The 22,513-nt window shown below is 72.4% G+C and carries 19 protein-coding genes; 15 read left to right on the top strand and 4 right to left on the bottom strand.

Annotated elements, in window-relative coordinates; all coding sequences use genetic code 11:
* Window positions 1–56: 56 nt before the first annotated feature.
* A complete protein-coding gene (locus ACIP4O_RS19140; RefSeq protein WP_401575818.1) occupies window positions 57–782 on the bottom strand; it encodes an IclR family transcriptional regulator in 726 nt (241 codons plus the stop codon).
* Between the two features lie 268 nt (window positions 783–1,050).
* On the opposite strand from ACIP4O_RS19140, the gene ACIP4O_RS19135 reads away from it, so the two are divergent.
* The 7 genes from ACIP4O_RS19135 to ACIP4O_RS19105 all read left to right on the top strand — a co-directional run bounded on the left by ACIP4O_RS19135 (window position 1,051) and on the right by ACIP4O_RS19105 (window position 10,612).
* Window positions 1,051–2,253, top strand: coding sequence for a homogentisate 1,2-dioxygenase (locus ACIP4O_RS19135; protein WP_401575816.1), 1,203 nt, complete (start codon window positions 1,051–1,053; stop codon window positions 2,251–2,253).
* On the top strand, window positions 2,250–3,104 hold the full coding sequence (locus tag ACIP4O_RS19130) for a hypothetical protein (RefSeq protein WP_401575814.1): 855 nt from the start codon (window positions 2,250–2,252) through the stop codon (window positions 3,102–3,104). Before ACIP4O_RS19135 ends, ACIP4O_RS19130 begins: the two co-directional genes overlap by 4 nt.
* Window positions 3,101–4,327: a fumarylacetoacetase gene (gene fahA, locus ACIP4O_RS19125; RefSeq protein ID WP_401575812.1), complete on the top strand. Its 1,227-nt coding sequence runs from the start codon at window positions 3,101–3,103 to the stop codon at window positions 4,325–4,327. The genes ACIP4O_RS19130 and fahA overlap by 4 nt, the downstream gene beginning before the upstream one ends.
* Window positions 4,328–4,784: 457 nt before the next feature.
* Window positions 4,785–5,765 carry an ABC transporter permease gene (locus ACIP4O_RS19120; protein WP_401575810.1) on the top strand — a complete coding sequence of 327 codons (981 nt, stop codon included), beginning with the start codon at window positions 4,785–4,787 and terminating at the stop codon, window positions 5,763–5,765.
* Window position 5,766: 1 nt separating this feature from the next.
* Entirely contained in the window at window positions 5,767–6,723 is a 957-nt protein-coding gene (locus ACIP4O_RS19115; protein WP_401575808.1) for an ABC transporter permease, read from the top strand.
* A complete protein-coding gene (locus ACIP4O_RS19110; RefSeq protein WP_401575806.1) occupies window positions 6,720–8,909 on the top strand; it encodes a dipeptide ABC transporter ATP-binding protein in 2,190 nt (729 codons plus the stop codon). The genes ACIP4O_RS19115 and ACIP4O_RS19110 overlap by 4 nt, the downstream gene beginning before the upstream one ends.
* Window positions 8,906–10,612 (top strand): ABC transporter substrate-binding protein, encoded by a 1,707-nt coding sequence (locus tag ACIP4O_RS19105; protein ID WP_401575804.1) that lies wholly within the window; start codon window positions 8,906–8,908, stop codon window positions 10,610–10,612. Before ACIP4O_RS19110 ends, ACIP4O_RS19105 begins: the two co-directional genes overlap by 4 nt.
* Window positions 10,613–10,707: 95 nt before the next feature.
* Here the strand turns inward: ACIP4O_RS19105 and ACIP4O_RS19100 are convergent, their stop codons facing one another.
* Complete coding sequence (locus ACIP4O_RS19100) at window positions 10,708–11,889, bottom strand: cytochrome (RefSeq protein WP_401575802.1); 1,182 nt, start codon at window positions 11,887–11,889, stop codon at window positions 10,708–10,710.
* Between the two features lie 141 nt (window positions 11,890–12,030).
* On the opposite strand from ACIP4O_RS19100, the gene ACIP4O_RS19095 reads away from it, so the two are divergent.
* The 8 genes from ACIP4O_RS19095 (at window position 12,031) to treZ (ending at window position 20,712) form a co-directional block, all read left to right on the top strand.
* A complete protein-coding gene (locus ACIP4O_RS19095; protein ID WP_401575800.1) occupies window positions 12,031–12,765 on the top strand; it encodes a 3-keto-5-aminohexanoate cleavage protein in 735 nt (244 codons plus the stop codon).
* Window positions 12,766–12,863: 98 nt separating this feature from the next.
* Window positions 12,864–13,877: a carbohydrate ABC transporter permease gene (locus tag ACIP4O_RS19090; protein WP_401575798.1), complete on the top strand. Its 1,014-nt coding sequence runs from the start codon at window positions 12,864–12,866 to the stop codon at window positions 13,875–13,877.
* Window positions 13,874–14,836 (top strand): carbohydrate ABC transporter permease, encoded by a 963-nt coding sequence (locus tag ACIP4O_RS19085; RefSeq protein WP_401575797.1) that lies wholly within the window; start codon window positions 13,874–13,876, stop codon window positions 14,834–14,836. Before ACIP4O_RS19090 ends, ACIP4O_RS19085 begins: the two co-directional genes overlap by 4 nt.
* The gene (locus ACIP4O_RS19080) at window positions 14,836–16,146 is read left to right on the top strand and encodes an ABC transporter substrate-binding protein (RefSeq protein ID WP_401575795.1); all 1,311 of its coding nucleotides are present in this window, start codon (window positions 14,836–14,838) and stop codon (window positions 16,144–16,146) included. Before ACIP4O_RS19085 ends, ACIP4O_RS19080 begins: the two co-directional genes overlap by 1 nt.
* Window positions 16,147–16,401: 255 nt before the next feature.
* Window positions 16,402–17,664 carry an MFS transporter gene (locus tag ACIP4O_RS19075; protein ID WP_401575793.1) on the top strand — a complete coding sequence of 421 codons (1,263 nt, stop codon included), beginning with the start codon at window positions 16,402–16,404 and terminating at the stop codon, window positions 17,662–17,664.
* Window positions 17,665–17,712: 48 nt separating this feature from the next.
* A complete protein-coding gene (locus ACIP4O_RS19070; RefSeq protein WP_401575791.1) occupies window positions 17,713–18,141 on the top strand; it encodes a hypothetical protein in 429 nt (142 codons plus the stop codon).
* Between the two features lie 236 nt (window positions 18,142–18,377).
* Window positions 18,378–18,761: a VOC family protein gene (locus ACIP4O_RS19065; protein WP_401575789.1), complete on the top strand. Its 384-nt coding sequence runs from the start codon at window positions 18,378–18,380 to the stop codon at window positions 18,759–18,761.
* 199 nt (window positions 18,762–18,960) lie between these two features.
* Window positions 18,961–20,712: a malto-oligosyltrehalose trehalohydrolase gene (treZ, locus tag ACIP4O_RS19060; protein WP_401575787.1), complete on the top strand. Its 1,752-nt coding sequence runs from the start codon at window positions 18,961–18,963 to the stop codon at window positions 20,710–20,712.
* Window positions 20,713–20,790: 78 nt separating this feature from the next.
* On the opposite strand, the gene ACIP4O_RS19055 is transcribed toward treZ, so the two are convergent.
* Together ACIP4O_RS19055 and ACIP4O_RS19050 are read right to left on the bottom strand one after the other, a co-directional pair.
* The gene (locus ACIP4O_RS19055) at window positions 20,791–21,918 is read right to left on the bottom strand and encodes an aminopeptidase P family protein (protein ID WP_401575786.1); all 1,128 of its coding nucleotides are present in this window, start codon (window positions 21,916–21,918) and stop codon (window positions 20,791–20,793) included.
* A gap of 66 nt (window positions 21,919–21,984) precedes the next feature.
* The gene (locus ACIP4O_RS19050) at window positions 21,985–22,434 is read right to left on the bottom strand and encodes an ATP-binding protein (protein WP_401575784.1); all 450 of its coding nucleotides are present in this window, start codon (window positions 22,432–22,434) and stop codon (window positions 21,985–21,987) included.
* Window positions 22,435–22,513 lie beyond the last annotated feature (79 nt).

Raw genomic sequence — 22,513 nt, 5'->3', positions numbered from 1 at the left:
ATCGCGAGCTCCTTGTCACCTTGTGCGCGGGTCTTGATCATCCCACGCGCCCCGTCTCAGTCCTCCCCCGCGAGCAGCTCCTCCATCCGCCGCGCGGCCGCCACGACCAGCGGGACCGCGCGGTCCGCGACCGAGGCGCGGTGGGTGATGACGTTGATCGCCGCCGGGTCGGCGGGCTCGGGGGCGCGGACGGGTGCCGCGACGCCGATCGTGCCGGGTGTGACCTCCTCGTGGGTGATGGCCCAGCCGCGCGCGCGGACCTCGGTGACGCGTTCCGGTTCGCCGGGCAGCGGCTCACCCGCCGAGAGCAGCGCGAGCCCGGCCGAGCCGCGGTCGAGCGGGTCCCGGTTGCCGACCCCGTACGAGAAGCGCGGGCCCGGGCCTGGGGGTTCGACGACGGCGACGGCGACCGCGTGCGGGCCGTCGGGGACCACGAGGCAGGCGGTGGCGCCGAGTTCGACGGCGAGGGTGCGCAGCACCGGCATCGCGACATCGACGAGCGGCGGGCGGGCGCGCTGCGCGAGCGTGTAGAAGGCGACGCCGACGCGGTAGCGCCCGGCGGCGTCGCGCGCGGCGAAGTGGCTGCGGGTCAGCGCGGTGAGGAGCCGGTACGCGATCGAGCGGTGCACTCCCAGCGCGGCGGCGATCTCCGAGGCGCGCAGCCCGTGCGGCGCCTCGGCGAGCATCCGCAGTACGCCGAGCCCACGCTCCAGCGTCTGCGCCCCGTCCGCGCGGCGCGCGGACGCGCCCCCGCGCCCCGCGTCCGCCTCACGCGCCGTCATCCGTACTCCTTCGACGTCACTTTCGGCCCGGGCCCTTGACGCGGCACGGCCCGCCTCCGCACAGTGTTGCAACATTCAATCCATCCTGTCTCGATAATCGCAACACCAGTGCGACACCATGCCGTTCCCCACCGCCGCTCCGCCGCGTCACCGCCCCGTCCGGGTGACACCACCGCGGCCCGGCGCGGCCGGACGGGGAAGCCTGCTCGTACGACCGCACGAGCCGCACCGGCAGAGCCGCCCGCACCCCCGGGCGAGAGGAGACCCCGTGCCCCACTACCGCACCCTCGGCGACATTCCCCCCAAACGCCACACCCAGCACCGAGGGCCCGAAGGCGGCCTTTTCTACGAGGAGCTGATGGGCGAGGAGGGCTTCTCCTCCGACTCCTCGCTCCTCTACCACCGGCACGTCCCCTCCGCGATCACCGATTCCACGGTCTGGGAGCTGCCCGACCAGCGCACCGTCCCCAACCACCCGCTCCTGCCGCGCCACTTCGCGCTGCACGGCCTCGTCAAGGGCGAGCGCTGGCGGGACGCGGACGTCGTGACGGGGCGGCGGCTCGTGCTCGGCAACGGCGACGTGCGGATCTCGTACGCGGTCGCGGGCGCGCCCTCGCCGCTGTACCGCAACGGACTCGGCGACGAGTGCGTGTACGTCGAGTCGGGCCGCGCGGTCGTCGAGACCGTCTTCGGCCGGCTCACCGCCCGCGCCGGGGACTACGTGGTGCTGCCGCGCGCGACGACGCACCGCTGGCTGCCCGAGGGGGACGAGCCGCTGCGCGTCTACTGCGTCGAGGGCAACAGCCACATCGCGCCGCCCGCGCGCTACCTCTCGCGGTACGGGCAGCTCCTCGAACACGCGCCGTACTGCGAGCGCGACCTGCACGGCCCCACGGAACTCCTCCAGGGCCAGGGGCAGGACGTCGAGATCCTGGTGAAGCACCGGGGCGCGGGCGGCGAGGTCGTCGGGACGCGCTTCACGCAGGCGGAGCATCCCTTCGACGTGGTCGGCTGGGACGGCTGCCTGTACCCGTACACCTTCAACGTCGCCGACTTCGAGCCGATCACCGGACGGGTCCACCAGCCGCCGCCCGTGCACCAGGTCTTCGAGGGGAACAACTTCGTCATCTGCAACTTCGTGCCGCGCAAGGTGGATTACCACCCGCTGTCCATCCCGGTGCCGTACTACCACTCGAACGTGGACAGCGACGAGGTGATGTTCTACTGCGGCGGGAACTACGAGGCGCGCAAGGGCTCGGGGATCGGGCAGGGCTCGGTCTCGCTGCACCCGGGCGGACACAGCCATGGGCCGCAACCGGGCGCGTACGAGCGCTCGATCGGCGTGGAGTTCTTCGACGAACTCGCCGTCATGGTCGACACGTTCCGGCCTCTGGAGCTGGGCGAGGGCGGGCGCGCGAGCGACGACGGGGCGTACGCGTGGACCTGGGCGGGGCGGGGGCCGCAGGCATGACCGTGCCCGCCGCGCTGCTCGCCGCGCTCGTCGACGACGCGGGCCTCTTCCCGCCGACCGCGCTCCCGATGGACCGGGCGCTCGCCCGCCACCGCGCGGACCTCGCCGCCGGACACCCGCTGCACGCGCACCGCTTCCTCGTCCCCGCGAGCCGCCTCACCGAGCTGCGGGAGCAGGTGGAGCGGGGCGACGCGCTCACGCTGGGGCTCATCGCGGACCGGGGCGCGGAGGGCCTCGCCGCCGACTGCGCGGCGGTCGCGGCCGATCCGCGGCTGCGGCTCGGGCTCGTGGAGGTGCCGCTCACCGCGTTCCCCGGCGGGGTGCGCGAGGCGCTGGACGCGCTGCCCGGGGACGTACCGGTGTACGCGGAACCGGCGGCGCGCGCCGCGTACGAACCCCTGCTCGCCGAACTTGAGTCGCTCGACAGGCCGGTCGGCGCCAAGCTCCGCTGCGGCGGCGTCCGCGCGGAGCTGTTTCCGACGGCTCCCGAGGTCGCGGCCTGGCTCGTGGCCTGCGCCCGCGCGGGCGTCCCGTTCAAGGCGACCGCGGGGCTGCACGAGGCGGTACGGCACACCGCGCCCACGACCGGTTTCCGCCATCACGGCTACCTCAACCTGCTGCTCGCCACCGCCGCCGCGGCCGGGGGCGCCACGACGGGCGAGGTGACGGCGGTCCTGGAGACCGAGGACGCGGCGCGGCTCGCCCGGCGCGCGCACGCGCTCGGTGACGCGGGCGCCCGCGCGGCGCGCCGCCTGCTCGTCTCGTACGGCTCGTGCAGCACCTCGACCCCGCTCCGGCAGGCAGCCGACCTGCTGGGCACTCCCGACACCTACCAGGAGATCCCCGTATGACCGCCGCCACCTGGGCCGACGTGCCCGCCGGCTCCCCTTTCCCACTCCAGAACCTCCCCTACGGCGTGTTCGCGCCCGCCGGGGACGCGCGGGCGCGCGTCGGTGTCGCGATCGGCGCGCACGTCCTCGACGTCGCCGCCGTGCTCGGTGACGACACCTTCGCGCACGGCGCGCTCAACCCCTTCCTCGCACAGGGCCGCGCCCGCTGGACGGCGGTACGGGCCGAGCTGACCGCGCTCCTCACCGACGCCCACCACCGCGCGGCCGTCACGCCGCACCTGCACCCGCTCGACGAGGTGACGCTCCATCTCCCCTTCGAGGTCGCCGACTACGTCGACTTCTACGCCTCCGAGCACCACGCGACGAACGTGGGCCGCATGTTCCGCCCGGGCGCCGATCCGCTCACGCCCCAGTGGAAGCACCTCCCGATCGGCTACCACGGGCGCGCGGGCACGGTCGTGGCCTCCGGTACGCCCGTGGTCCGCCCCTGCGGCCAGAAGAGGCCCGCCGAGGGCGAGTTGCCCGGTTTCGGGCCCTCGGCACGCCTCGACTTCGAGGCGGAGGTCGGTTTCGTCGTCGGTACGGGCTCGGCGCTCGGCACGCCCGTCGGCACCGGCGCCTTCGCGGAGCACGTCTTCGGCGTGTGCCTCGTCAACGACTGGTCGGCGCGGGACGTGCAGGCGTGGGAGTACGTGCCGCTCGGTCCGTTCCTCGCGAAGTCGTTCGCGACGTCCGTGTCCCCGTGGATCGTGCCCCTGGAAGCGCTGGCGGCGGCCCGCGTGGCGCCGCCCGAGCGGGCCCACGCGTTGCGCCCGTACCTGCGCGAATCGGAGGACTGGGGCCTCGACCTGCGACTGGAGGTCCGGCTGAACGGTCAGCCCGTCTCGCGGCCGCCGTTCTCGGCGATGTACTGGACGGGCGCGCAGATGCTGGCCCATATGACGGTCAACGGCGCGTCCTTGCGCACCGGGGACCTGTACGCCTCGGGCACGGTGAGCGGTCCGGAGGCCGGGGAGCGGGGCTGCCTGATGGAGCTGACGTGGGGCGGCGAGGAGCCGCTCAAGCTGGCCGACGGTACGAGCCGCGCGTTCCTGGAGGACGGCGACGAGGTGACGATCACGGCGACGGCCCCGGGGGCGGACGGGACGGTGATCGGCTTCGGTGAAGTGACGGGCGAGATCCTGCCGGCGAGGACTGAGGGGCAGTCAGGACTGTCCGTATAGCGGACAGTCGCACCGAGACAACGGTGATCACTACCGGTGTTTTCCTCGCGTTTCCGGACCGGAAGCGAAGATTTTGCGAAGAATGGGTGGTACACCCCCGCAATTTAACCTGATCGCGACCTGCGGAATCTTGACGCGATATCTCGCCACTTGGAATGGTCAACGGCAGTGCCGCCCGCATCGCACGGCTGCCCTGAACTGATCGACTCACACGCGAGGTTGTCGCTCCATGCCCGGCGCACTGCTCATCCCAGCATCGACCACTGGTGCCATCCCGTCAGCTGACCTCAGTGTCGTACGCCGGAGCTGTCGCGCACCACTCATTTTCTGACCTGGGCATCTCTCGCACGTCCCGTCCGAGCACGCGCGAACCGTTGCCCGGTCCCCCACACGTCCACCTCCGCGGCACATCCACCGCGGGAGTGCGCCGAAACGCTCAACGAAAGGCCGGCTAGCAGTGCTGCGTTACATCGCCCGCAAAGCAGTCGGCTGGTTTTTGATGATCGCCGTCGCGACCAACCTCACGTACTTCCTCGCCAATGCCTTCCTCAAGCCCGCGTCGAACTACACCGCTCTGCGACCGCCTCGAACTCCAGCCGAGATCAATCACTCCCTGTCGCTGTACAACCTGAATCCCGACAAACCGCTCATGGACCGGTGGTGGGACTGGATATCAGGAGTCGTGGGCCACTGGGACTGGGGGCAGTCGCCGACCGGCGGCAGCGTCAACGAGCAGGTGTCCTACCGGATCATCGTCAGCGGTGAGCTCGTCCTCGTCTCGACGGTCCTGGCGGTCGTCATCGGGATCGCCCTCGGCGTCTACACCGCCTCGCGCCAGTACAAGGCCGGCGACCGGGTGTGGCAGGGGATCTCGGTGATCTCCTTCAACACCCCCGCGCCCGTGGCCTCGCTGGGCGTCGTACTCCTCGCCATCGCGTTCAACCAGCACCTGGGCGGCTCGCTGCCCGTCGCGGGGGCTCAGGACCCGGACGCCTCGGGGTTCTTGGACGTCTTCGGCTCACGGGTGGTGCACGCGATCCTGCCGACGATCTCGCTGACGTTCATCACGTACGCGAGCTACCACCTGCTGCAACGCTCGCTGCTCCTCGACAACATCAACTCCGACTACGTCCGCACCGCGCGCTCCAAGGGGCTGACCAGGAAGCAGGCCATCTACCGGCACGGGCTGCGGACCTCGATCATCCCCGTCGCCACGCAGGTCGCGTTCGCGATGCCGGCGCTCTTCACGGGCGCGGTGGTCACCGAGACGGTCTTCGCCTGGCACGGGATGGGCGAGTACTTCACCAAGACGATCAGCACGAACGACGTCCACGGTGTCGTCGCCGTCGCCGCGTTCGGCGCGCTCATGACGGCGATCGGGGCGATCCTCTCCGACCTCGTCATCGTGGCTCTCGACCCCAGGATCAGGGTGAGCTGACATGGCCATCAACATGCCAGGCGTCGGACCCGACGCGGACGCCGCACGCACGGGTGAGGCCACTGCGGACGAGCCCCGCGCGACGGGGACGACCGGGAAGCGCATCTCCCCGTTCAGGCTCTACGCGCGGCGATTCGCCCGCAACAAGGGCGCGCTCATCGGGCTGGTCCTCTTCGTCCTCCTCGCTCTCTTCGCGATCTTCGGCCGGTTCCTGACGCACTGGGACTACATGGAGGCGGACTTCGCGGCACTCAAGGTCTCGCCGGGCGAGTCCGGCCACCTGCTGGGCACCAACAGCGCGGGCAACGACAGCTACGCCCAGCTCGTGCACGGGCTCGGCCGCTCGATGATCATCGCCGTGGTCGTCTCGCTCCTGACGACCGTCATCGCGGGCCTCTTCGGCACCACCGCCGCGTACTTCGGCGGCAAGGTCGAGCGCGTCATGCTGGCCGTGGTGCACTTCCTCCTCGTACTGCCGTCGTTCCTGATCATCGCGCTGGTCGGCACGCACTACCGGGGGGACTGGAAGGTCCTCGTCATCGTCCTCACCGTCTTCGGCTGGATGCTCACGGCCCGTGTGATCTGGTCGCTGGCCACCTCGCTGCGCGAGCGCGAGTACGTGATGGCGGCCCGCTTCATGGGGGTCAGCCCGATGCGCACCATCGTCCGCCACCTCATCCCCAACATCGGCTCGCTGCTGATCGTGACGTTCACGCTCGGGGTCGCGTCGACCGTGCAGTCGGAGACCGCCCTGTCCTTCATCGGCTTCGGCGTCAAGCAGCCCGACGTCTCGCTCGGCGCGATGCTCGCCGACGGTCAGGGCACCCTTTCCACCGCTCCCTGGCTGTTCTACATGCCCGCCGCGCTCGTGGTGCTGCTCACCGTCGCGATGGCGCTCATCGGGGACGGCCTGCGGGACGCCCTCGACCCCACCTCGCAGTCCGGAGGCCGCGCATGACCGAGCAGAGCACCATCACAACCCCTGCGGACACGCGGCAACCCTTGCTGTCCGTACGGGACCTGCGGGTCTCCTTCCCCTCGGAGGCGGGCCGCGTGGACGCCGTGCGCGGTGTCTCCTTCGACCTGCACCGCGGCAGGACCCTCGGCATCGTCGGGGAGTCCGGTTCGGGCAAGTCGGTCACCTCGATGGCCGTCATGGGGCTGCTCCCCGAGTACGCCTCGGTCACGGGCGAGGTCACGCTCGGCGGGAAGAACATCCTCGCGCTCGACGACCGGGCCATGTCGAAGGTGCGCGGCAAGCACATCGGCATGATCTTCCAGGACCCGCTCTCCTCGCTGACCCCGATCTTCAGCATCGGCGCGCAGATCGTCGAGGCGCTCCAGATCCACCAGGACATCTCCTCGGCCGCCGCCTGGAAGCGGGCCGTCGAACTCCTCGACCTGGTCGGCATCCCCAACCCGGAGCGGCGTGCCAAGGGCTTCCCGCACGAGTTCTCGGGCGGGATGCGGCAGCGGGCCGTGATCGCCATGGCCATCGCGAACGACCCCGACCTGATCATCGCCGACGAGCCGACGACGGCACTCGACGTGACCGTGCAGGCGCAGATCCTCGACGTGCTGAAGACGGCGCAGCGCGAGACGGGGGCCGCGGTCATCATGATCACGCACGACCTCGGTGTCGTCGCGGGTTCCGCCGACGACGTCATGGTCATGTACGCGGGCAAGCCCGTCGAACGGGCCGGGGTGGACGAGCTGTTCGCGCGCCCCCGGATGCCGTACACCATCGGCCTGATGGGCGCGATACCCCGCCTGGACGACCGGGCCAGGGACGCCCTGACCCCGGTCCCCGGGACCCCGCCGCTCCTCGTGGACCTCCCCGACGCCTGTCCCTTCGCGGCGCGTTGCCCGGTCGCGGAGGACGCGTGCCGGGCCAGGGAGCCGGAGCTGCTGGCCATCGGCGGCACGCGGCCGGGCGACTCCCCCGCTGTGGAGCCTCCGGAGATCGCCGTGCACTCCGTGGCCTGCCGCCGTGCCTCCGAGATCAGCGACGGCACCATCGGCGGCGAGCCCGTCTTCCCCGTTCCCGAGGTGCGGGAGCCCGAGGCCGCCGCCGTTCCCCGCGAGGAGCGCCCGAAGGTCCTCGAACTCTCGGGGCTGACCAAGACCTTCCCGCTCACCAAGGGCGGACTGCTCAAGCGCAAGGTCGGCACCGTCTTCGCCGTCAACGGCATCGACCTCGACATCCGCGAGGGCGAGACCCTCGGCCTCGTGGGCGAGTCGGGGTGCGGCAAGACGACGACGCTCCTGGAGATCATGGGGCTCAAGCCGCCGGAGCGCGGCAGCATCTCCGTCGCGGGCAAGAACGCCGCCGAGTTGCGGCACAAGCGGGACATCGCCGCGGTGCGGCGCGAGATGCAGATGGTCTTCCAGGACCCCATGGGCGCCCTGGACCCGCGTATGACGGTCTTCGACATCCTCGCGGAGCCGCTGCGCGCGGCCGGCGGGCACGCCAAGGACGACCTCACCCGGCAGATCGGGGAACTCATGGAGCTGGTGGGTCTCGACCCCGAGCACCGTGACCGCTTCCCGGCGGCCTTCTCGGGCGGTCAGCGCCAGCGCATCGGCATCGCGCGGGCGCTCGCCACGAAGCCGAAGCTGCTCGTGCTCGACGAGCCGGTCTCGGCGCTCGACGTCTCGGTGCAGGCGGGCGTCATCAACCTGCTGAACGACCTCAAGGCGGAGCTGGGGCTCTCCTACCTCTTCGTCGCCCACGACCTGTCGGTGGTGCGCCACATCTCCGACCGCGTCGCGGTCATGTACCTGGGGCGGATCGTCGAGATCGGTGACATCGACGCGGTCTTCGACCACCCCAGCCACCCGTACACCAAGGCCCTCCTCTCCGCGATCCCGCTGCCCGACCCGGTCGCCGAGCGGGGCCGGGAGCGCGTCCTGCTCAAGGGCGACCTGCCGAGCCCGACCGACGACAGCCCCGGCTGCCGCTTCGTGAGCAGGTGCCCGCTGCACCTGACGCTGCCGGAGTCGCGCAAGCGGCAGTGCCTGGAGATCACCCCGGAACTGATCGCGCGGGCCACCCCCGACCACTCCTCCGCGTGCCACTTCGCGGATTCGACACCGGCGGACCTGACCACGTCCGCCGACGTTCCCACCGAAAGGCAGTCATGAGAAAGCTCGTTCTGAGCGCGGTGGCCTTCGCCGCCACCGCGTCACTCGTCCTCTCCGGTTGCGGGGGTGACAGCGACAACGACTCCGACGGCAAGAAGCAGGAGAAGGGCGCCACCAGCGCGTCCGGTGTGCTGACCTCGTACAACCCGCAGCCCGCGAGCAACATCCAGCAGGGCGGCAAGATGACGCTGCCCGTCGCGGAGATCCCGGACCAGCTCAACCCCCTGCACGGCAACTCCACCGTGTACGGCTCGCGGATCGCCTGGTTCTACCAGCCGCAGCTCTCCTTCAACGACCCGAAGGGGAACATCACCTTCAACAAGGACTACCTGACCGACGTCAAGGAGGCGACGGTCGATGGCAAGACCCAGGTGACGTACGACATCAACCCGAAGGCCAAGTGGAACGACGGCCAGGACATGGACTGGACCATGTTCCGGGACACCTGGAACGCGCTCAACGGCAAGGACAAGGACTTCGTCGTCGGCTCCACCGACGGCTACTCCAGCATCGCCTCGGTCAAGAAGGGCAAGGACGCCAAGGAGGCGATCGTCACCTTCTCCGGTGAGTTCGTGTACTGGAAGTCCCTCTTCTACAACCCGCTCAACCCGCACATCGCCAAGGCCGACGACTTCAACAAGGCGTACCTGAACAAGCCGCACCCGGAGTGGGGTGCCGGCCCGTACACCATCACGAAGTTCGACTTCAAGGGCGGCACGATCACCTTCAAGCCCAACCCCAAGTGGTGGGGCGCCAAGGCGAAGCTGGACCAGCTGACCTATGTCCAGATGGAGGACAGCGCCAGCATCAACGCCTTCAAGAACGGCCAGATCGACGCCGTCGAGGTGCGTGAGGGCGAGGCGCTCAACCAGGTGAAGGGGGTCAAGGGCACCGAGGTGCGCCGCGGCACCGACACCACGAACAACATCCTCATGTTCAACACCTCCTCGCCCGTGCTGAAGGACGTCGCGGTCCGCAAGGCCCTCATGGAGGGCATCGACCGCAAGCAGTACGCGAAGATCGCCTTCCAGGGCATGGGCTACACCGAGGACCTGCCGGGTTCGATCAACCTCTACTCCTTCCAGAAGGGGTACAAGGACGTCTTCGGCAGCCTCGTCAAGTTCGACCCGGAGCAGGCGAAGAAGGACCTGGACGCGGCGGGCTGGAAGGTCGGTTCGGACGGGGTGCGCGAGAAGGGCGGCAAGAAGCTGGAGGTCAGCTACCCGACCGTCAGTGACCGGTCCACCATCAAGGCCCGTGCCACCGCGATCGCCCAGATGATGAAGAACATCGGCGTGAAGCTGAACATCGACGCGCGTCCGTCCGCCGACTTCAACAAGATCATCACCGAGCGCTCCTTCGACATCTTCGGGCTGGGCTTCACCTCCAGCGACCCGAACGGGATGCTCTACATCTGCCAGGTGTACTGCTCCGACTCGCAGCTCAACCTCTCCCACTCCGTGCCGAAGAGCATGGACAAGGAGATCCAGGCCGTCACCAACCTGCCGACCCTGGACGAGCAGCTGAAGACCGGTGAAGAGGTCGAGAAGAAGGCCATGGAGACGTACGGCATCATGCCGACGCACAACGGTCCCAAGATCTGGGCCGTCAAGAAGGGCCTCACCAACTACGGTGCGGGTCAGTTCTTCGGCAACTACGGCGTCATCGGCCCGCCCGAGCTGATCGGCTGGCAGAAGAAGTAACCCCCGAGGCACAGCACCACTCCCGGCCCCGCCGCACTCCCCGTGCGGCGGGGCCGCGCCACATCCTCCACCGCCTACGAGGCCCCGCCCCCTCCTCACCCCCCGAGCCGCACCAGCAGCCGCCGGGGCCCCCGCACCCGCACCCCCACCGCCCTCGGCGCGAACCCGGGCGCGAGCGCGAGCCCCCGCACCCCGAGCAGCGGCGGCAGCCCGTACCGCACCGTCAGCAGCCCCAGGTCCGGCCACGGATGCGCCGGTACGGGGGTGCGCCCGACCCGGGACGGGTCCCAGCGCCCCGGGTCCGGATAGCCCGCCGGGTCCCACCCGGCGGCGCCGAGCAGGCACAGCACCCGTTCCCCCGCCGAGACCGCCCCGCCGGGCAGCCGCACCCGCTCCCGCGCGCGCAGCACCAGGTACGGCGCGGGCGGGTCGTGGCGCAGCGTCTCGGCCCACGCCGCGTCGATGAGCGCGGGCTCCTCGCGCAAGGCCGCGAGGTGGGCGGGGCGCGTGAGCAGCGCGCCGAGGAGCGAGGCGAGCGCGTAGGCGGTGGCGCGCTCGGCGCCCCGCGCCCGTACCGCGAGGGCGTCGGGCAGCGGCAGCGGCGCGGGACCGCCCGCCCGGCACCAGCGGCGCAGCGCCTCGGTGCGGCGGTACGGGAGGCCGAGCGCGGCACCGAGCGCGACGGCGGGCAGCCAGTCGCAGAACTCCGGTACGAGATCGGCGCTCGCGCGCGAGCCGAGCCGCCCCGCGAGCACGTGCCCGGCCCGCGCGACCACCCCGGCGACACGCGGCGGCGGCGCGTCGGCACGCACACCGGCGGAGGGGAGCCCGGCACCCGCCCCAGCAGCCCGCACCCCCTCCCCCGCGAGCAGCCCCGCCCCGTCGACCAGCCCCGGTACGTCCCCCGTCGCCGCGTCCGCCACGAGCCCCGGTGCGGCGAGCGCCGCGCGTACGTCCGCGTCGCGCCCCACCAGCCAGATGCCGTCACCGCCACCCGCCGTGCCCGGCACCCGCACGGGCCCCGGCTCGCGGTGCAGGAGCCGGTAGTACGGCGCGGGGTCGCGCGCGACGCGGGCGGCGAGCGAGGCCAGGGCCGGGACGTGACTGTGCGGAAGACGCCCCGAAGCCGGTACGGTCCCGAGGCCGCCACCCGCCGCTCCCCCACCGCTCCGCGCTCCCCCGCCGTCCCCGTCCGTCACCGGGCCCCCGTGACCGCCCGCCGCTCCCCCACCCGTCCCCGCCGCCCCGCTCTCCGCTCCCGCCTCTGTCCGCGCCACGGCCGCCTCCCGTCCCGGCCTCCCACCGCACCACCGGCGGGCCGCCCGCGCCACGCCGGGCGGCCGTACGGGTGAGGGGCCGCCGGGTGGCCTCCTCGCCTGCCGCGCGTCCGTGCTGGGGCGTCTGCCAGGATCGGCCCCATGCTTCAGGTCTGCCTCAACGGCGTCCGCTCCCCCGCCACCGGCCGCTGGTTCCCCGCCACGCCCGCCGCGCTCGCCGCCGAGGCCCGCGCCGCGTACGAGGCCGGGGCCACCGACATCCACGTGCACCCGAAGGACGCGGCGGGCGCCGACTCGCTCGCGCCGGACGACGTGGCGCGGGTGCTGCGCGCGGTGCGGGGCGCCCTGCCCCCTGGCGTCGCGGTCGGCGTGACGACCGGGGCGTGGGCCGGGCCGGACCCCGCGGCGCGGCTCGCGCACGTACGGGCGTGGGCGGAGCTTCCCGACCACGCCTCCGTCAACTGGCACGAGCCGGGCGCCGAGGAGCTGGCGGCGCTGCTGATGGAGCGCGGGATCGGTGTCGAGGCGGGGCTGTGGTCGGGGACCGACGGCCCGGCGCGCTTCCGCGCCTCGCCGCTCGCGCCCCGTACCCTCCGGATCCTCGCCGAGGTGACCGACCAGGAACCGGCGTCGGCGGCCACGACGGCCCGCGTCCTGCTCGGCGCCGTCCTGCCCGCACCTGTGCCCGTACTGCTGCACGGCGAGGACGAGGGCGCGTGGCCGGTCCTCGCGCTCGCGGCGGAACTCGGGCTCGACACCCGTACCGGCCTGGAGGACACGCTCTTCCTGCCGGACGGCACCGCGGCGCACGACAACGCATCACTCGTACGGGTGGCGCGGGCGATGATCGAGAAGGCGGAGCCACAGGCGAGGTGATCGAGGGGTAGACGCCACGGCCCCCTCCTCCGCACCATGGGGATCACCCACGGGACACGGGCTCCCGGCCGGGGCCCACGACGGGGGAAGGGGCCGGGATGACGGTGACGGGCGATCCCGCGCCGGAACGCGCGGGCGCGCGGGGCGGGGCGGGCGCGCGGAGCGGGGCGGGCGCACCGGGCGGCCCGGGCGTACGGGGCGGCCCGCCGCCGAGGAGTCCGGGCGCGCGGCGCACCGCTCTCGGACTCGACCGCGACGGCTGGTTCCTGCTCCTTCCCGCGCTGATCCCCGTCCTCGTGCTGAGCGTCGTGCCGCTCCTGTACGGTCTCTCGCTCGCCTTCACCGACGCGCAGTCGGGCAGCGCGCGCGGCACGTCCTTCACGGGGTTCGACAACTTCGCGGCGCTGCGCTGGGACTCGCTCTTCTGGGACTCGTTCCGCATCGGCCTGACCTGGGCACTCGCCGTCACGGCACTCCAGTTCGTCCTGTCGCTCGGGCTCGCGCTCCTGCTCGACCAGAACCTGCGCCTGCGCTGGCTCGCGCGGACGCTCGCGCTCGTGCCGTGGGCGATGCCCGAGGTCGTCATCGGCATCATGTGGCGGCTCGTCTACCACCCGGACGCGGGCCTGCTCAACACGACGTTGCGCGATCTGCGCCTGACGAGCGGCCACACCGACTGGCTCTCGGACCTCTCGCTCGCGCTGCCCGCCGTGATCGCGGTGGGGGTGTGGGCGGGGATGCCGCAGACGACGGTGGTGCTGCTCGCGGGGCTCCAGAACGTACCGCTCGAACTGCGTGAGGCGGCGGCACTGGACGGGGCGGGGATGTGGCGGCGCTTCCGTACGGTGACGTGGCCGGCGCTGCGACCGGTCGCGGTGTCCATCACGGCACTCCAACTGATCTGGAACTTCAATTCCTTCGGACTCGTGTACGTCCTGACCAATGGCGGGCCCGGCGGGAAGACGCGGCTGCCGATGCTCTTCGCGTACGAAGAGGCTTTCCGGTACGGGCAGTTCGGCTATGCGGCGGCCATGGGTCTGGTGATGATGGCCGTGATCGCGGTGATCCTGGCCGTGTTCCTGCGCGGGCGGCTGAAGGGGGAGGACCAGTGAGCGGTTCCGTTCCGGTGGGGCGGCGGGCGGAGCGTCCGGGCGCTGCGGCGGGCGGGCGGGCGGCGGGCGGGCGGGCCGCGGGCGGGCGGGCTGCGGGCGGGCGGGCCGCGGTGCCTCCGGGGCGGCGGGCGCGCCGCGCGGCGGGGCGCACCGGGCAGTACCTCGCCCTCCTCTGCTACCTCGTCTTCCTCGCCTTCCCCCTGCTCTGGCTCCTGTCCACCGCCTTCAAGTCCCCGCGCGAACTCGGCTCCGTCGACCCGACATGGCTCCCCGCGCATCCGACACTCGCCAATTTCCGCGCCGCCTTCGACCAGCAGCCGCTGCTCCGCTCGGGCCTCAACAGCCTGCTCGTGGCGGGCTCGGCCGCGCTGATCTCGGTGGCGGTGGCCGTCCCCGCCGCGTACGTCATGGTGCGGTACCGCTCGGTGCTCGGCAGGCTCGGTACGGGCTGGGTGCTCGTGAGCCAGATGTTCCCCTTCGTGCTGATCATCATCCCGCTGTTTCTGGTGCTCCGAAGCGCGCGTCTGATCGATTCACTGCCGGGTCTGATCGTCGTGTACGTCGTGTGGAACCTTCCGTTCGCGCTCTGGATGCTCCAGGGGTACGTGCGTGCCGTGCCGCCCTCGCTGGAGGAGGCCGCGGCCGTGGACGGGGCCGGGCGGTGGCGCACGCTGCGCAGCGTCGTCCTGCCGCTGCTCACGCCGGGGCTCGTCGCGACCCTCATGTTCTCGTTCGTGACCGCCTGGAACGAGTTCTTCTTCGCTCTTGTCCTGCTCAAGTCCCCGGAGAAGCAGACGATGTCGGTGATCCTGACCCACTTCCTCGGCGCGGAGGGCGCGGCCGACCTCGGCCCGCTGGCCGCCGCTTCGATCCTCGCGACGCTGCCGAGCCTCCTCTTCTTCGGCTTCCTGCAACGGCGCCTGGCGAGCGGGATACTGGGCGGGGCGGTGAAGGGCTGATGCGGCGCCGCACGGTACTCGGGGCGACGGCGGCCCTCGCTTCCTCCGGCCTGCTGTCCTCCTGCGGCTCGGGCGAGGACGACGACGGGCGCCCGACCCTCGACTTCCTCTCCCTCGCCTGGCAGGCGGAGTCCGTCGCCGCGAACAAGGCACTCGTCGCGGAGTGGAACCGGTCGCGTCCGGCCGTCCGCGTCCGCTACGTGCAGGGCTCGTGGACCAACGTCCACGACCAGTTGCTCACCTCCTTCGCCGGGGGCGCGGCGCCCGACATCGTCCACGACGAGGCGAACGACCTCACCGACTTCGGCCACGGCGGCGACCTCGCGGACCTGAGCGACTTGCTCCCGGCGGACCTGCGCGCCCGTATCCCCACCGCCTCCTGGGACACGGCCCGTTTCCGGGGCGGCCTCTACGGCGTGCCGTTCCTCCAGGAGCCACGCGTCCTGATCGCGAACCGCACGCTCCTCACCCGAGCGCACATCACCCTGCCCACCGCCGAACGCCCTTGGACCTGGGACGAGTTCGAGGAGGTGGCGAAGGAGCTGACACGGCACGAGAAGGGGCGCGAGAGCCGGTACGGCGTCGTCTGGGCGATGAAGGAACCGGTCAACCAGACCGTCAACATGGCGGTGACGACGGGCGGGCGGATCATCCACCGCGAGGACGACCGCACGCGGGTCCGCTTCGACGCGACGGACTCGGCCGTCGCCGAGCTGATCAGGCGGCAGGTACGGGACGAGCGCACCGCCCCGGCGAGCGGGCTCGGCATGGGCGGCGGCGACACGCTGCCCGGCTTCTTCGCGGGCCGGTACGCGATGGTCCCGCTCGGTTTCTCGTACCGCCAGCAGGTCAGTCAGCAGGCGCCGAAGGGCTTCGACTGGGTGACGCTGCCGCTGCCCGTGGGGCGCGGGGCGCCGGACGGGGGCCGCGCGCAGGGCGTGAGCCCGCAGACGCTGTCGGTCTCGCGCGCGTGCCGCCACAAGGAGGCCGCCGTCGCGTTCCTGGCCTTCCTGACCCGTACCGAGTCCCTCACCCGCCTCGCGCGCGGCGACTGGCTCCTCCCCACCGGCACCGCGTCCCTGCGCGACCCGTCCCTGAACACCGAGAAGAACGGCTGGCGCACAGGCGCGCACTCCGCGACCCACCTCGTCGCCTCCCCGGCCCTCGGCGCGCGCGGCTACCCCGAGTGGATGGACAAGGTCGCGACCCCGGCCCTCCAGCAGTACTACAACGGCGCGATCGACCTGGACACCCTCCGCACGAAGCTCGTCCGCGACGGCAACCGCGTCTTCGACCGGTACCGGGACTAGATCCCCGGGCTGCGCGGCGACCACGCCGAGCCCAGCCGCCCCCACCCCGCCCCGCACACCGGCGATACGCCCCGATCGTCCGGTGCCGCTCCTTGAACCCACGCTGCCTCAGCTCCTCCGCGCCCGAGAGCACATTCACCATGATGCATTGACTTCACGAATAGTGAAGCCCTAGCGTCCGTCGCGTCACGCCTCGGCCGCTCCCGCGGAGAGTCGCGCCATCCATGCCAGAGCCGCTCATGGAGGACCGCACGCATGTCCGCACCCATGTCCACGCCGCAGACCGCCACACCACGGGCCCGTAGCGGCCCCACTCCCCTGCTGCTCCTCCTGCTGGCCTTCGTCTGCACCTTGGAGGGGTACGACACGGCGTGCTTCGGGGTCACCGTCCCCTCCCTCCTCGCCGACCACTCGCTCGGCCTGGACACGGGGACGGCGGGGAACATCGGCTCGTACACGTCGATGGGCGGCATCCTCGGAGCGGCGCTCGCCGCCAATGGGGTGCGCAGGTACGGGAGCCGGCGGGTGCTTTTGTGGGGCATCGGCCTCTTCACGGCGGGGATGCTCGCCTCCAGCCTCGCCCCGGGCGCCGACGTACTGGCCGCCGCGCGCACGGTCGTCGGCGTCGGGCTCGGGATCGTGATGCCGACCGTGACCGCTTATGCCGCTGAGCTGTCGCCTCCTGATCGCCGCAGTCGCAACGTGGGCCTGATGATGACCGGTTACGCGGTCGGCGCGCTGGCCTCGGCTCCGCTCGGCGCGGTCCTGCTGCCGGAGCAGTCGTGGCGGTGGATCTACGTCGCCGGTACGGTGCCCGCCGTCGTCCTGATGTGCGTCGCGCCCCGCCTCTTCCCCTCGACCGAGCGTGCGGAGGCCGCCGTGGGCGGCTCCTCGCTGCGGCACCTGCTCCAGCGCGGCACCCTCGCGGTCACGCTCCTGTTCTGGGGGCTGTCGTTCTTCGGCCTGCTTCTGGTGCTGGGCGTCAGCACCTGGCTGCCCACCCTGATGCACGAGAGCGGTTACTCGCTCGGCTCGTCGCTTCTCCAGACCACCGTGATGTGGGCGGGAGCGGGTGTCGGGATGGCGGCGGGGGGCCGCGTCGCCGCCGTGATCGGCATCAAGCCGGTCGTCGTCATCGCCTTCCTGAGCGGCGCGGTCGGCGTGGTCGCGATCAGCGCGGGGCCGCCGTTGTGGCTGCTCTTCGTCCTCATGTTCCTCGGTGGGCTCGGGTTCATCGGCTCGCAGTCGCTGACCAACACCTTCGTCGTCACCCGGTATCCGGAGCACCTGCGGGGTCCGGGGCTCGGCTGGGCGCTCGCCGTGGGCCGGATCGGCGCGGTGGTGGGCCCCTCGCTCACCGGCTGGACCCTGGACTCGGGCCTCGGCGTGCGCTGGTGCTTCTACCTCCTCGCCCTGGCCGGAGTATGCGGCGCCCTCCTCGCCGCGTGCGTCCCGGCGGTCCGTGCTCCCGGGCAGGCGAGGGGCGGCGCGGAAGCGGTGCGCGCGGAGCCTGCCTGAGGCGGCGTCCACCGGGTACCCGACGTTGCGTCAGCGAACGAACGCACCATGACGGAGGACGAGATGGCGCAGACGAAGACGAAGAAGACGTCCGGTACGACGGCGAAGAAGACCTCCGGTACGACGGGCAAGAAGCCCGCCTCCGCCGCCGGGAAGACGGTGGGCGGGAAGGCGAAGACCGCTTCGGGCAAGAAGGCGGCGGGCAGCGCCCTCGCGCAGAAGGGCTCCGGGAAGAAGGCGACCGGCTCCGGCTCCGCATCGGCGGCCGGTAAGACCGTCGCGGCCTCGAAGCCGACGAAGGCCGAGAAGAAGGCGGCGGCGAGCGCCCTCTCCCAGGCCCCGGCCACGAAGAAGAAACCGGGCAAGAAGATCCTCACCGCCGCCGCGAAGACCCTCGCGGACCGCAAGGCGAGCAAGAAGGCCCGCTCCGAGGCTGCGGGCACGCTGGCCCGCGCGGCAGCGGCGGCGATGCGCTGACCCGGCCCGCCCCGTACCGCAACCGCCCGCGCCCCGGCCCCTCGGACCGGGGCGCGGGCGCGTCCCGTGCCGGGCGCCTCACCTACCGGGCGCCGCACGCGCTCCTCGCGCCCACGGCCCGCTCGGGCATCTTCGCCCTCGGGGCGATCCGGCCCTTCCTCCCCACCGCCCGGCCGACTCCGCGCGCTGGGGAGAAACGGGACGCGCGGCCCTCGGGAGCGCACTAGCCTCGTCCCATGCTGACCCTCGGAATCACCGTCATCGGCGTCACCGACCTCGCCCGCGCGGTCGCGTTCTGGACCTCGGCGCTCCCGCTCGTCGAGAGCGAGGAGTGGCGGAGCGACACGTGGAGCACGCTGCGCCACGCGGACGGCTCGGGGCGCGCCCTGGGCCTGATGCTCAGCCAGTCCCCGCCCGAGCCCCGCCCCCGCGTCCACCTGGACCTCTTCGCGGAATCCCCCGAGGAGCAGTCCACCGAGGTCGCCCGGCTCCTCGCCCTCGGCGCCCGCCGCGTCGACTGGCCCCTCTACCCGGAGGACCCCGACTTCGTCGTCCTGGCCGACCCGGACGACAACCTCTTCTGCGTGGTCGACCTGAGCCGGGCCCCGAGCGGGGGATGACGGCGCGGGGAGGGACCGAGGCGGCGGCAGCTCCCGGCCCAGCCGCCCCGGCCCCGCGCCCCCGACACAGCGCCCCCACCCAAAAGCCCCCCGGATTTCGCTGATCTGCGCCACCATGGACACCGAGCGTCACCGGCCGGCGCCAGCCCGGCACCGGTCCGGTGTCTGGCCTCCGTCCTCCCCCGACCAAGGAGATCCGGTGCAGTTCTCAGTGTGGGCCCCGCAGGCGAAGCGACTCGCCCTCCAGGTGGAGGGGTCGGCGCACGGAATGGAGCGTGACCCCACCCGCCCCGGCTGGTGGACGGCCGAGGCGGAGGCCGGGCAGGGCGCGCGGTACGGGTACGTCGTGGACGGCGCGGGCCCGTACCCCGATCCGCGCGCGCGGCGGCAGCCGGACGGCCCCGACGGGCTGAGCGCCGTCGTCGACCAGGGCGCCTACGAGTGGCGGCACCCGGAGTGGACCGGGCGCGGGCTGCCCGGCGCGGTGCTCTACGAGATGCACGTCGGCACGTACACGCGGGAGGGCACCTTCGACGCGGCGGCCGAACGGCTCCCGCACCTGGCCGAGCTGGGGGTCACGCACGTCGAGCTGATGCCCGTGTGCCCCTTTCCGGGGAAGTGGGGGTGGGGGTACGAGGGCGTATCGCTGTGGGCGGTGCACGAGCCGTACGGCGGCCCGGAAGGGCTCAAGCGGTTCGTGGACTCCGCGCACGGGCTCGGTCTCGGCGTCGTGCTCGACGTCGTTCACAACCACTTCGGTCCCTCCGGGAACTACCTGCCCCTCTTCGGCCCCTACCTGACGGACCGGCACAGCACCCCGTGGGGCGCGGCCGTCAACCTCGACGCGCCCGGCTCGGACGAGGTCCGCGCGTACCTGCGCGAGAGCGCCCTCTCCTGGCTGCGGGACTACCGGATCGACGGGCTGCGCCTCGACGCCGTGCACGCGCTGCGCGACGAGCGCGCGCTGAGCTTCCTGGAGGAGCTGTCGGGAGCGGTCGCGGAGCTGGCCGAGTCCACGGGCCGCCCGCTCTTCCTCGTCGCCGAGTCCGACCTCAACGACCCGCGCGTCATCACACCGCGTACGGAGCACGGTCTCGGCATCGACGCGCAGTGGAACGACGACTTCCACCACGCGCTGCACACGACGCTCACCGGCGAGGCGCAGGGCTACTACGCGGACTTCGCGCGCGAGCCGTACGCGGCCCTCGCCAAGACGCTGACCGGCGCGTACTTCCACGACGGCACGTACTCGTCCTTCCGGGGCCGCCACCACGGCCGCCCCGTGGACCGCGCGCACGCCTCCGCGCACCGCTTCCTCGGCTACTCCCAGACGCACGACCAGGTCGGCAACCGAGCGCGCGGCGACCGCCTGAGCGCCCAGCTGGAGCCGGGCGTGCTGGCCTGCGCGGCGGCGCTCGTCCTCACCTCCCCCTTCACGCCGATGCTGTTCATGGGGGAGGAGTGGGGCGCGTCGACGCCGTGGCAGTTCTTCACGGACCACACCGATCCGGAGCTCGCGGAGGCCGTGCGGCGCGGGCGGCGGCGCGAGTTCGCGGAGCACGGCTGGGCCGAGGAGGACATCCCCGACCCGCAGGACCACGCGACGCGCGACGCCTCGTGCCTCGACTGGGCGGAGCTGGGAGAGGAACCGCACGCGCGCCTCTTCGCGTGGTACCGCACGCTCATCGACCTGCGCCGCACGCGCCCCGACCTCCAGTCCCCCGACCTGACGGCCGTGAAGACGGCCTACGACGCGGAGGCGGGCTGGTTCGCGGTGCGGCGCGGCGACGTGCGGCTCGCGGTGAACCTGGGCGCGGAGCCGGTGGACGTACCGGTGGAGCCGGGCCCGGTGAAGGTGCTCGCGGCCTGGGAGGACGTCGCGGAGCCGGACGGCGGCGGGACGGTGACGGTGCCGGGGCGCTCGTGCGTCGTGCTCGCGGAGGACGCCTGAGCGGCGGGGCCGGGCGGGATACCCCTCCGCGAGGTGAGTGAGCACTCACCCACTTGGCGGAGGGGTGGGGTGGGCGGCTCAGTTGACGACGGCGAGGTCCCTCGACGTCTTGTTGAGCCGTTCGCCACCCGTCTCCGTCACCGTCACGATGTCCTCGATGCGGACGCCGAAGCGGCCCGGGAGGTAGATCCCGGGCTCGACGGAGAAGCACATGCCCGGGACCAGCTCTTGGGTCTCGCCCTCGATCATGTACGGGGGTTCGTGCGTCGTGACGCCGATGCCGTGCCCGGTGCGGTGGATGAAGTACTCGCCGTACCCGGCCTCGTCGATGACGGCGCGCGCGGCGCGGTCGATGTCCTGGCACGTCGCGCCGGGACGTACGGCCGCGCAACCGGCCTCCTGCGCGCGCCGCACGACCTCGTGCACCTCGCGGACCTCGGCGGAGGGCTCGCCGACGCTGACGGTACGGGTCGTGTCGGACCCGTACCCGTGCTTGAGCCCCCCGAAGTCGAGGACGACGGTGTCACCCTCCTCGATGACCCGCTCCCCCGCCTCGTGGTGCGGGTTCGCGCCATTGGGGCCGGAACCGACGACCGTGAAGTCGACCTGCGAGTGCCCGTGGCCGAGGAGCAGTGCGGCGAGGTCGGCGGCCACCTCGTTCTCACGGCGCCCGGCGAAGCGAACCGACTTGATCTCCTCGTACGTCGCGTCGGCGGCCTCCGCCGCGGCGGCGAGCCGAGCCAGTTCGGCCTGGTCCTTCACCGCGCGCAGCATCGGCAGCGCTTCGGTGAGCGGATCGAACGCGGAGCCGCGCAGGGTGCGCTGGAGGTTGAGCAGGTGCAGCGCCCAGGCGTTGTCGCTGACGCCGAGCCGGCCGCCGAGCGGGAGGAGCGGGATCACGAGCTGGTACGGGTCCTGCCCGTCGCGCCAGCCCTCGAACGTGAGCGCCGCCGCGCCCGGGGCCTCCTCGGCGTCCGGCGCCTCCAGCGCGGGCACGATGAGGACGGGTTCGCGCCCGGCGGCGAGGACGAGCAGAGTCGCGCGCTCGGTCACCGCGGGCACCCGGTAGCCCGTCAGCCACTCCATGTCGGGGCCGGGCGTCACGATGAGCCCGTCGAGCCCGGCCGCCTGCGCGTTTCCCGCCGCCCGCCGCATCCGGCTCTCGTACTCGGCGGAGGTGAAGGGGTCGGGGGTCTCGGTCGCCATGGGCTCGCCTTTCGCGGTACGGGTACGGCGAGCGCCAGCGTACGGGCGATGCGGGGCCGCGTCCGCTCAGAGCACGCCGTCCACGGCGAACTCGGCCCGTACGGTCTTGCCGACCGGCCCCCGGTCCACGACCTCCCACCGGTCCGCGCACGCGTCCACGAGAACGAGCCCGTACCCGCCCTCCGCCAGCGGCGCGCGCGGCCCGGGACGCCGTGGCGGGCGGCGCTCCCCGCGCGCGTCGGCGACATCGACCCGCAACACGCCCTCGGTCACGCGCAGTTCCGCCCGCACCTCGAAATCCCGCCCCGGAACCTTGCCGTGAGTGACGGCGTTGGCCGCCAACTCCCCCACGACGATCTCGACCCGCCCCACGAGAGCGCTCCCCCTCCCGAACCCCCACGTGTCGAGTTCGTGCACGACGAGAAGCCGCGCGAGACGGGCCCCGAGCAGCGTGGAACTGAAGCGCTGGACGAAGGGGGCGGGAGCGGAGGGGCGGGGCGTGTGAGTGGTCGTCATGGCGGCAAGGCTGGACCGCTGACCTGCGTGATCCCAGGTACCCCACTCGTACAGAAAGTGAGCGTACGAGTGCGAAGGG

This window comes from Streptomyces sp. NPDC088923 (genome assembly GCF_044749745.1).
GTDB lineage: Bacteria > Actinomycetota > Actinomycetes > Streptomycetales > Streptomycetaceae > Streptomyces.
Note: the sequence above shows the minus strand (reverse complement) of the source record. Positions and strands in the feature narration are given on the sequence as shown.

What these genes read in the sequence shown, in the direction of transcription:
- ACIP4O_RS19140 (WP_401575818.1), bottom strand. Translation starts at nt 782, where the DNA reads ATGACGGCGCGTGAGGCGGACGCGGGGCGCGGGGGCGCGTCCGCGCGC.
- ACIP4O_RS19130 (WP_401575814.1), top strand. Translation starts at nt 2,250, where the DNA reads ATGACCGTGCCCGCCGCGCTGCTCGCCGCGCTCGTCGACGACGCGGGC.
- fahA (WP_401575812.1), top strand. Translation starts at nt 3,101, where the DNA reads ATGACCGCCGCCACCTGGGCCGACGTGCCCGCCGGCTCCCCTTTCCCA.
- ACIP4O_RS19115 (WP_401575808.1), top strand. Translation starts at nt 5,767, where the DNA reads ATGGCCATCAACATGCCAGGCGTCGGACCCGACGCGGACGCCGCACGC.
- ACIP4O_RS19110 (WP_401575806.1), top strand. Translation starts at nt 6,720, where the DNA reads ATGACCGAGCAGAGCACCATCACAACCCCTGCGGACACGCGGCAACCC.
- ACIP4O_RS19105 (WP_401575804.1), top strand. Translation starts at nt 8,906, where the DNA reads ATGAGAAAGCTCGTTCTGAGCGCGGTGGCCTTCGCCGCCACCGCGTCA.
- ACIP4O_RS19095 (WP_401575800.1), top strand. Translation starts at nt 12,031, where the DNA reads ATGCTTCAGGTCTGCCTCAACGGCGTCCGCTCCCCCGCCACCGGCCGC.
- ACIP4O_RS19090 (WP_401575798.1), top strand. Translation starts at nt 12,864, where the DNA reads ATGACGGTGACGGGCGATCCCGCGCCGGAACGCGCGGGCGCGCGGGGC.
- ACIP4O_RS19080 (WP_401575795.1), top strand. Translation starts at nt 14,836, where the DNA reads ATGCGGCGCCGCACGGTACTCGGGGCGACGGCGGCCCTCGCTTCCTCC.
- ACIP4O_RS19075 (WP_401575793.1), top strand. Translation starts at nt 16,402, where the DNA reads ATGTCCGCACCCATGTCCACGCCGCAGACCGCCACACCACGGGCCCGT.
- ACIP4O_RS19070 (WP_401575791.1), top strand. Translation starts at nt 17,713, where the DNA reads ATGACGGAGGACGAGATGGCGCAGACGAAGACGAAGAAGACGTCCGGT.
- ACIP4O_RS19065 (WP_401575789.1), top strand. Translation starts at nt 18,378, where the DNA reads ATGCTGACCCTCGGAATCACCGTCATCGGCGTCACCGACCTCGCCCGC.
- ACIP4O_RS19055 (WP_401575786.1), bottom strand. Translation starts at nt 21,918, where the DNA reads ATGGCGACCGAGACCCCCGACCCCTTCACCTCCGCCGAGTACGAGAGC.
- ACIP4O_RS19050 (WP_401575784.1), bottom strand. Translation starts at nt 22,434, where the DNA reads ATGACGACCACTCACACGCCCCGCCCCTCCGCTCCCGCCCCCTTCGTC.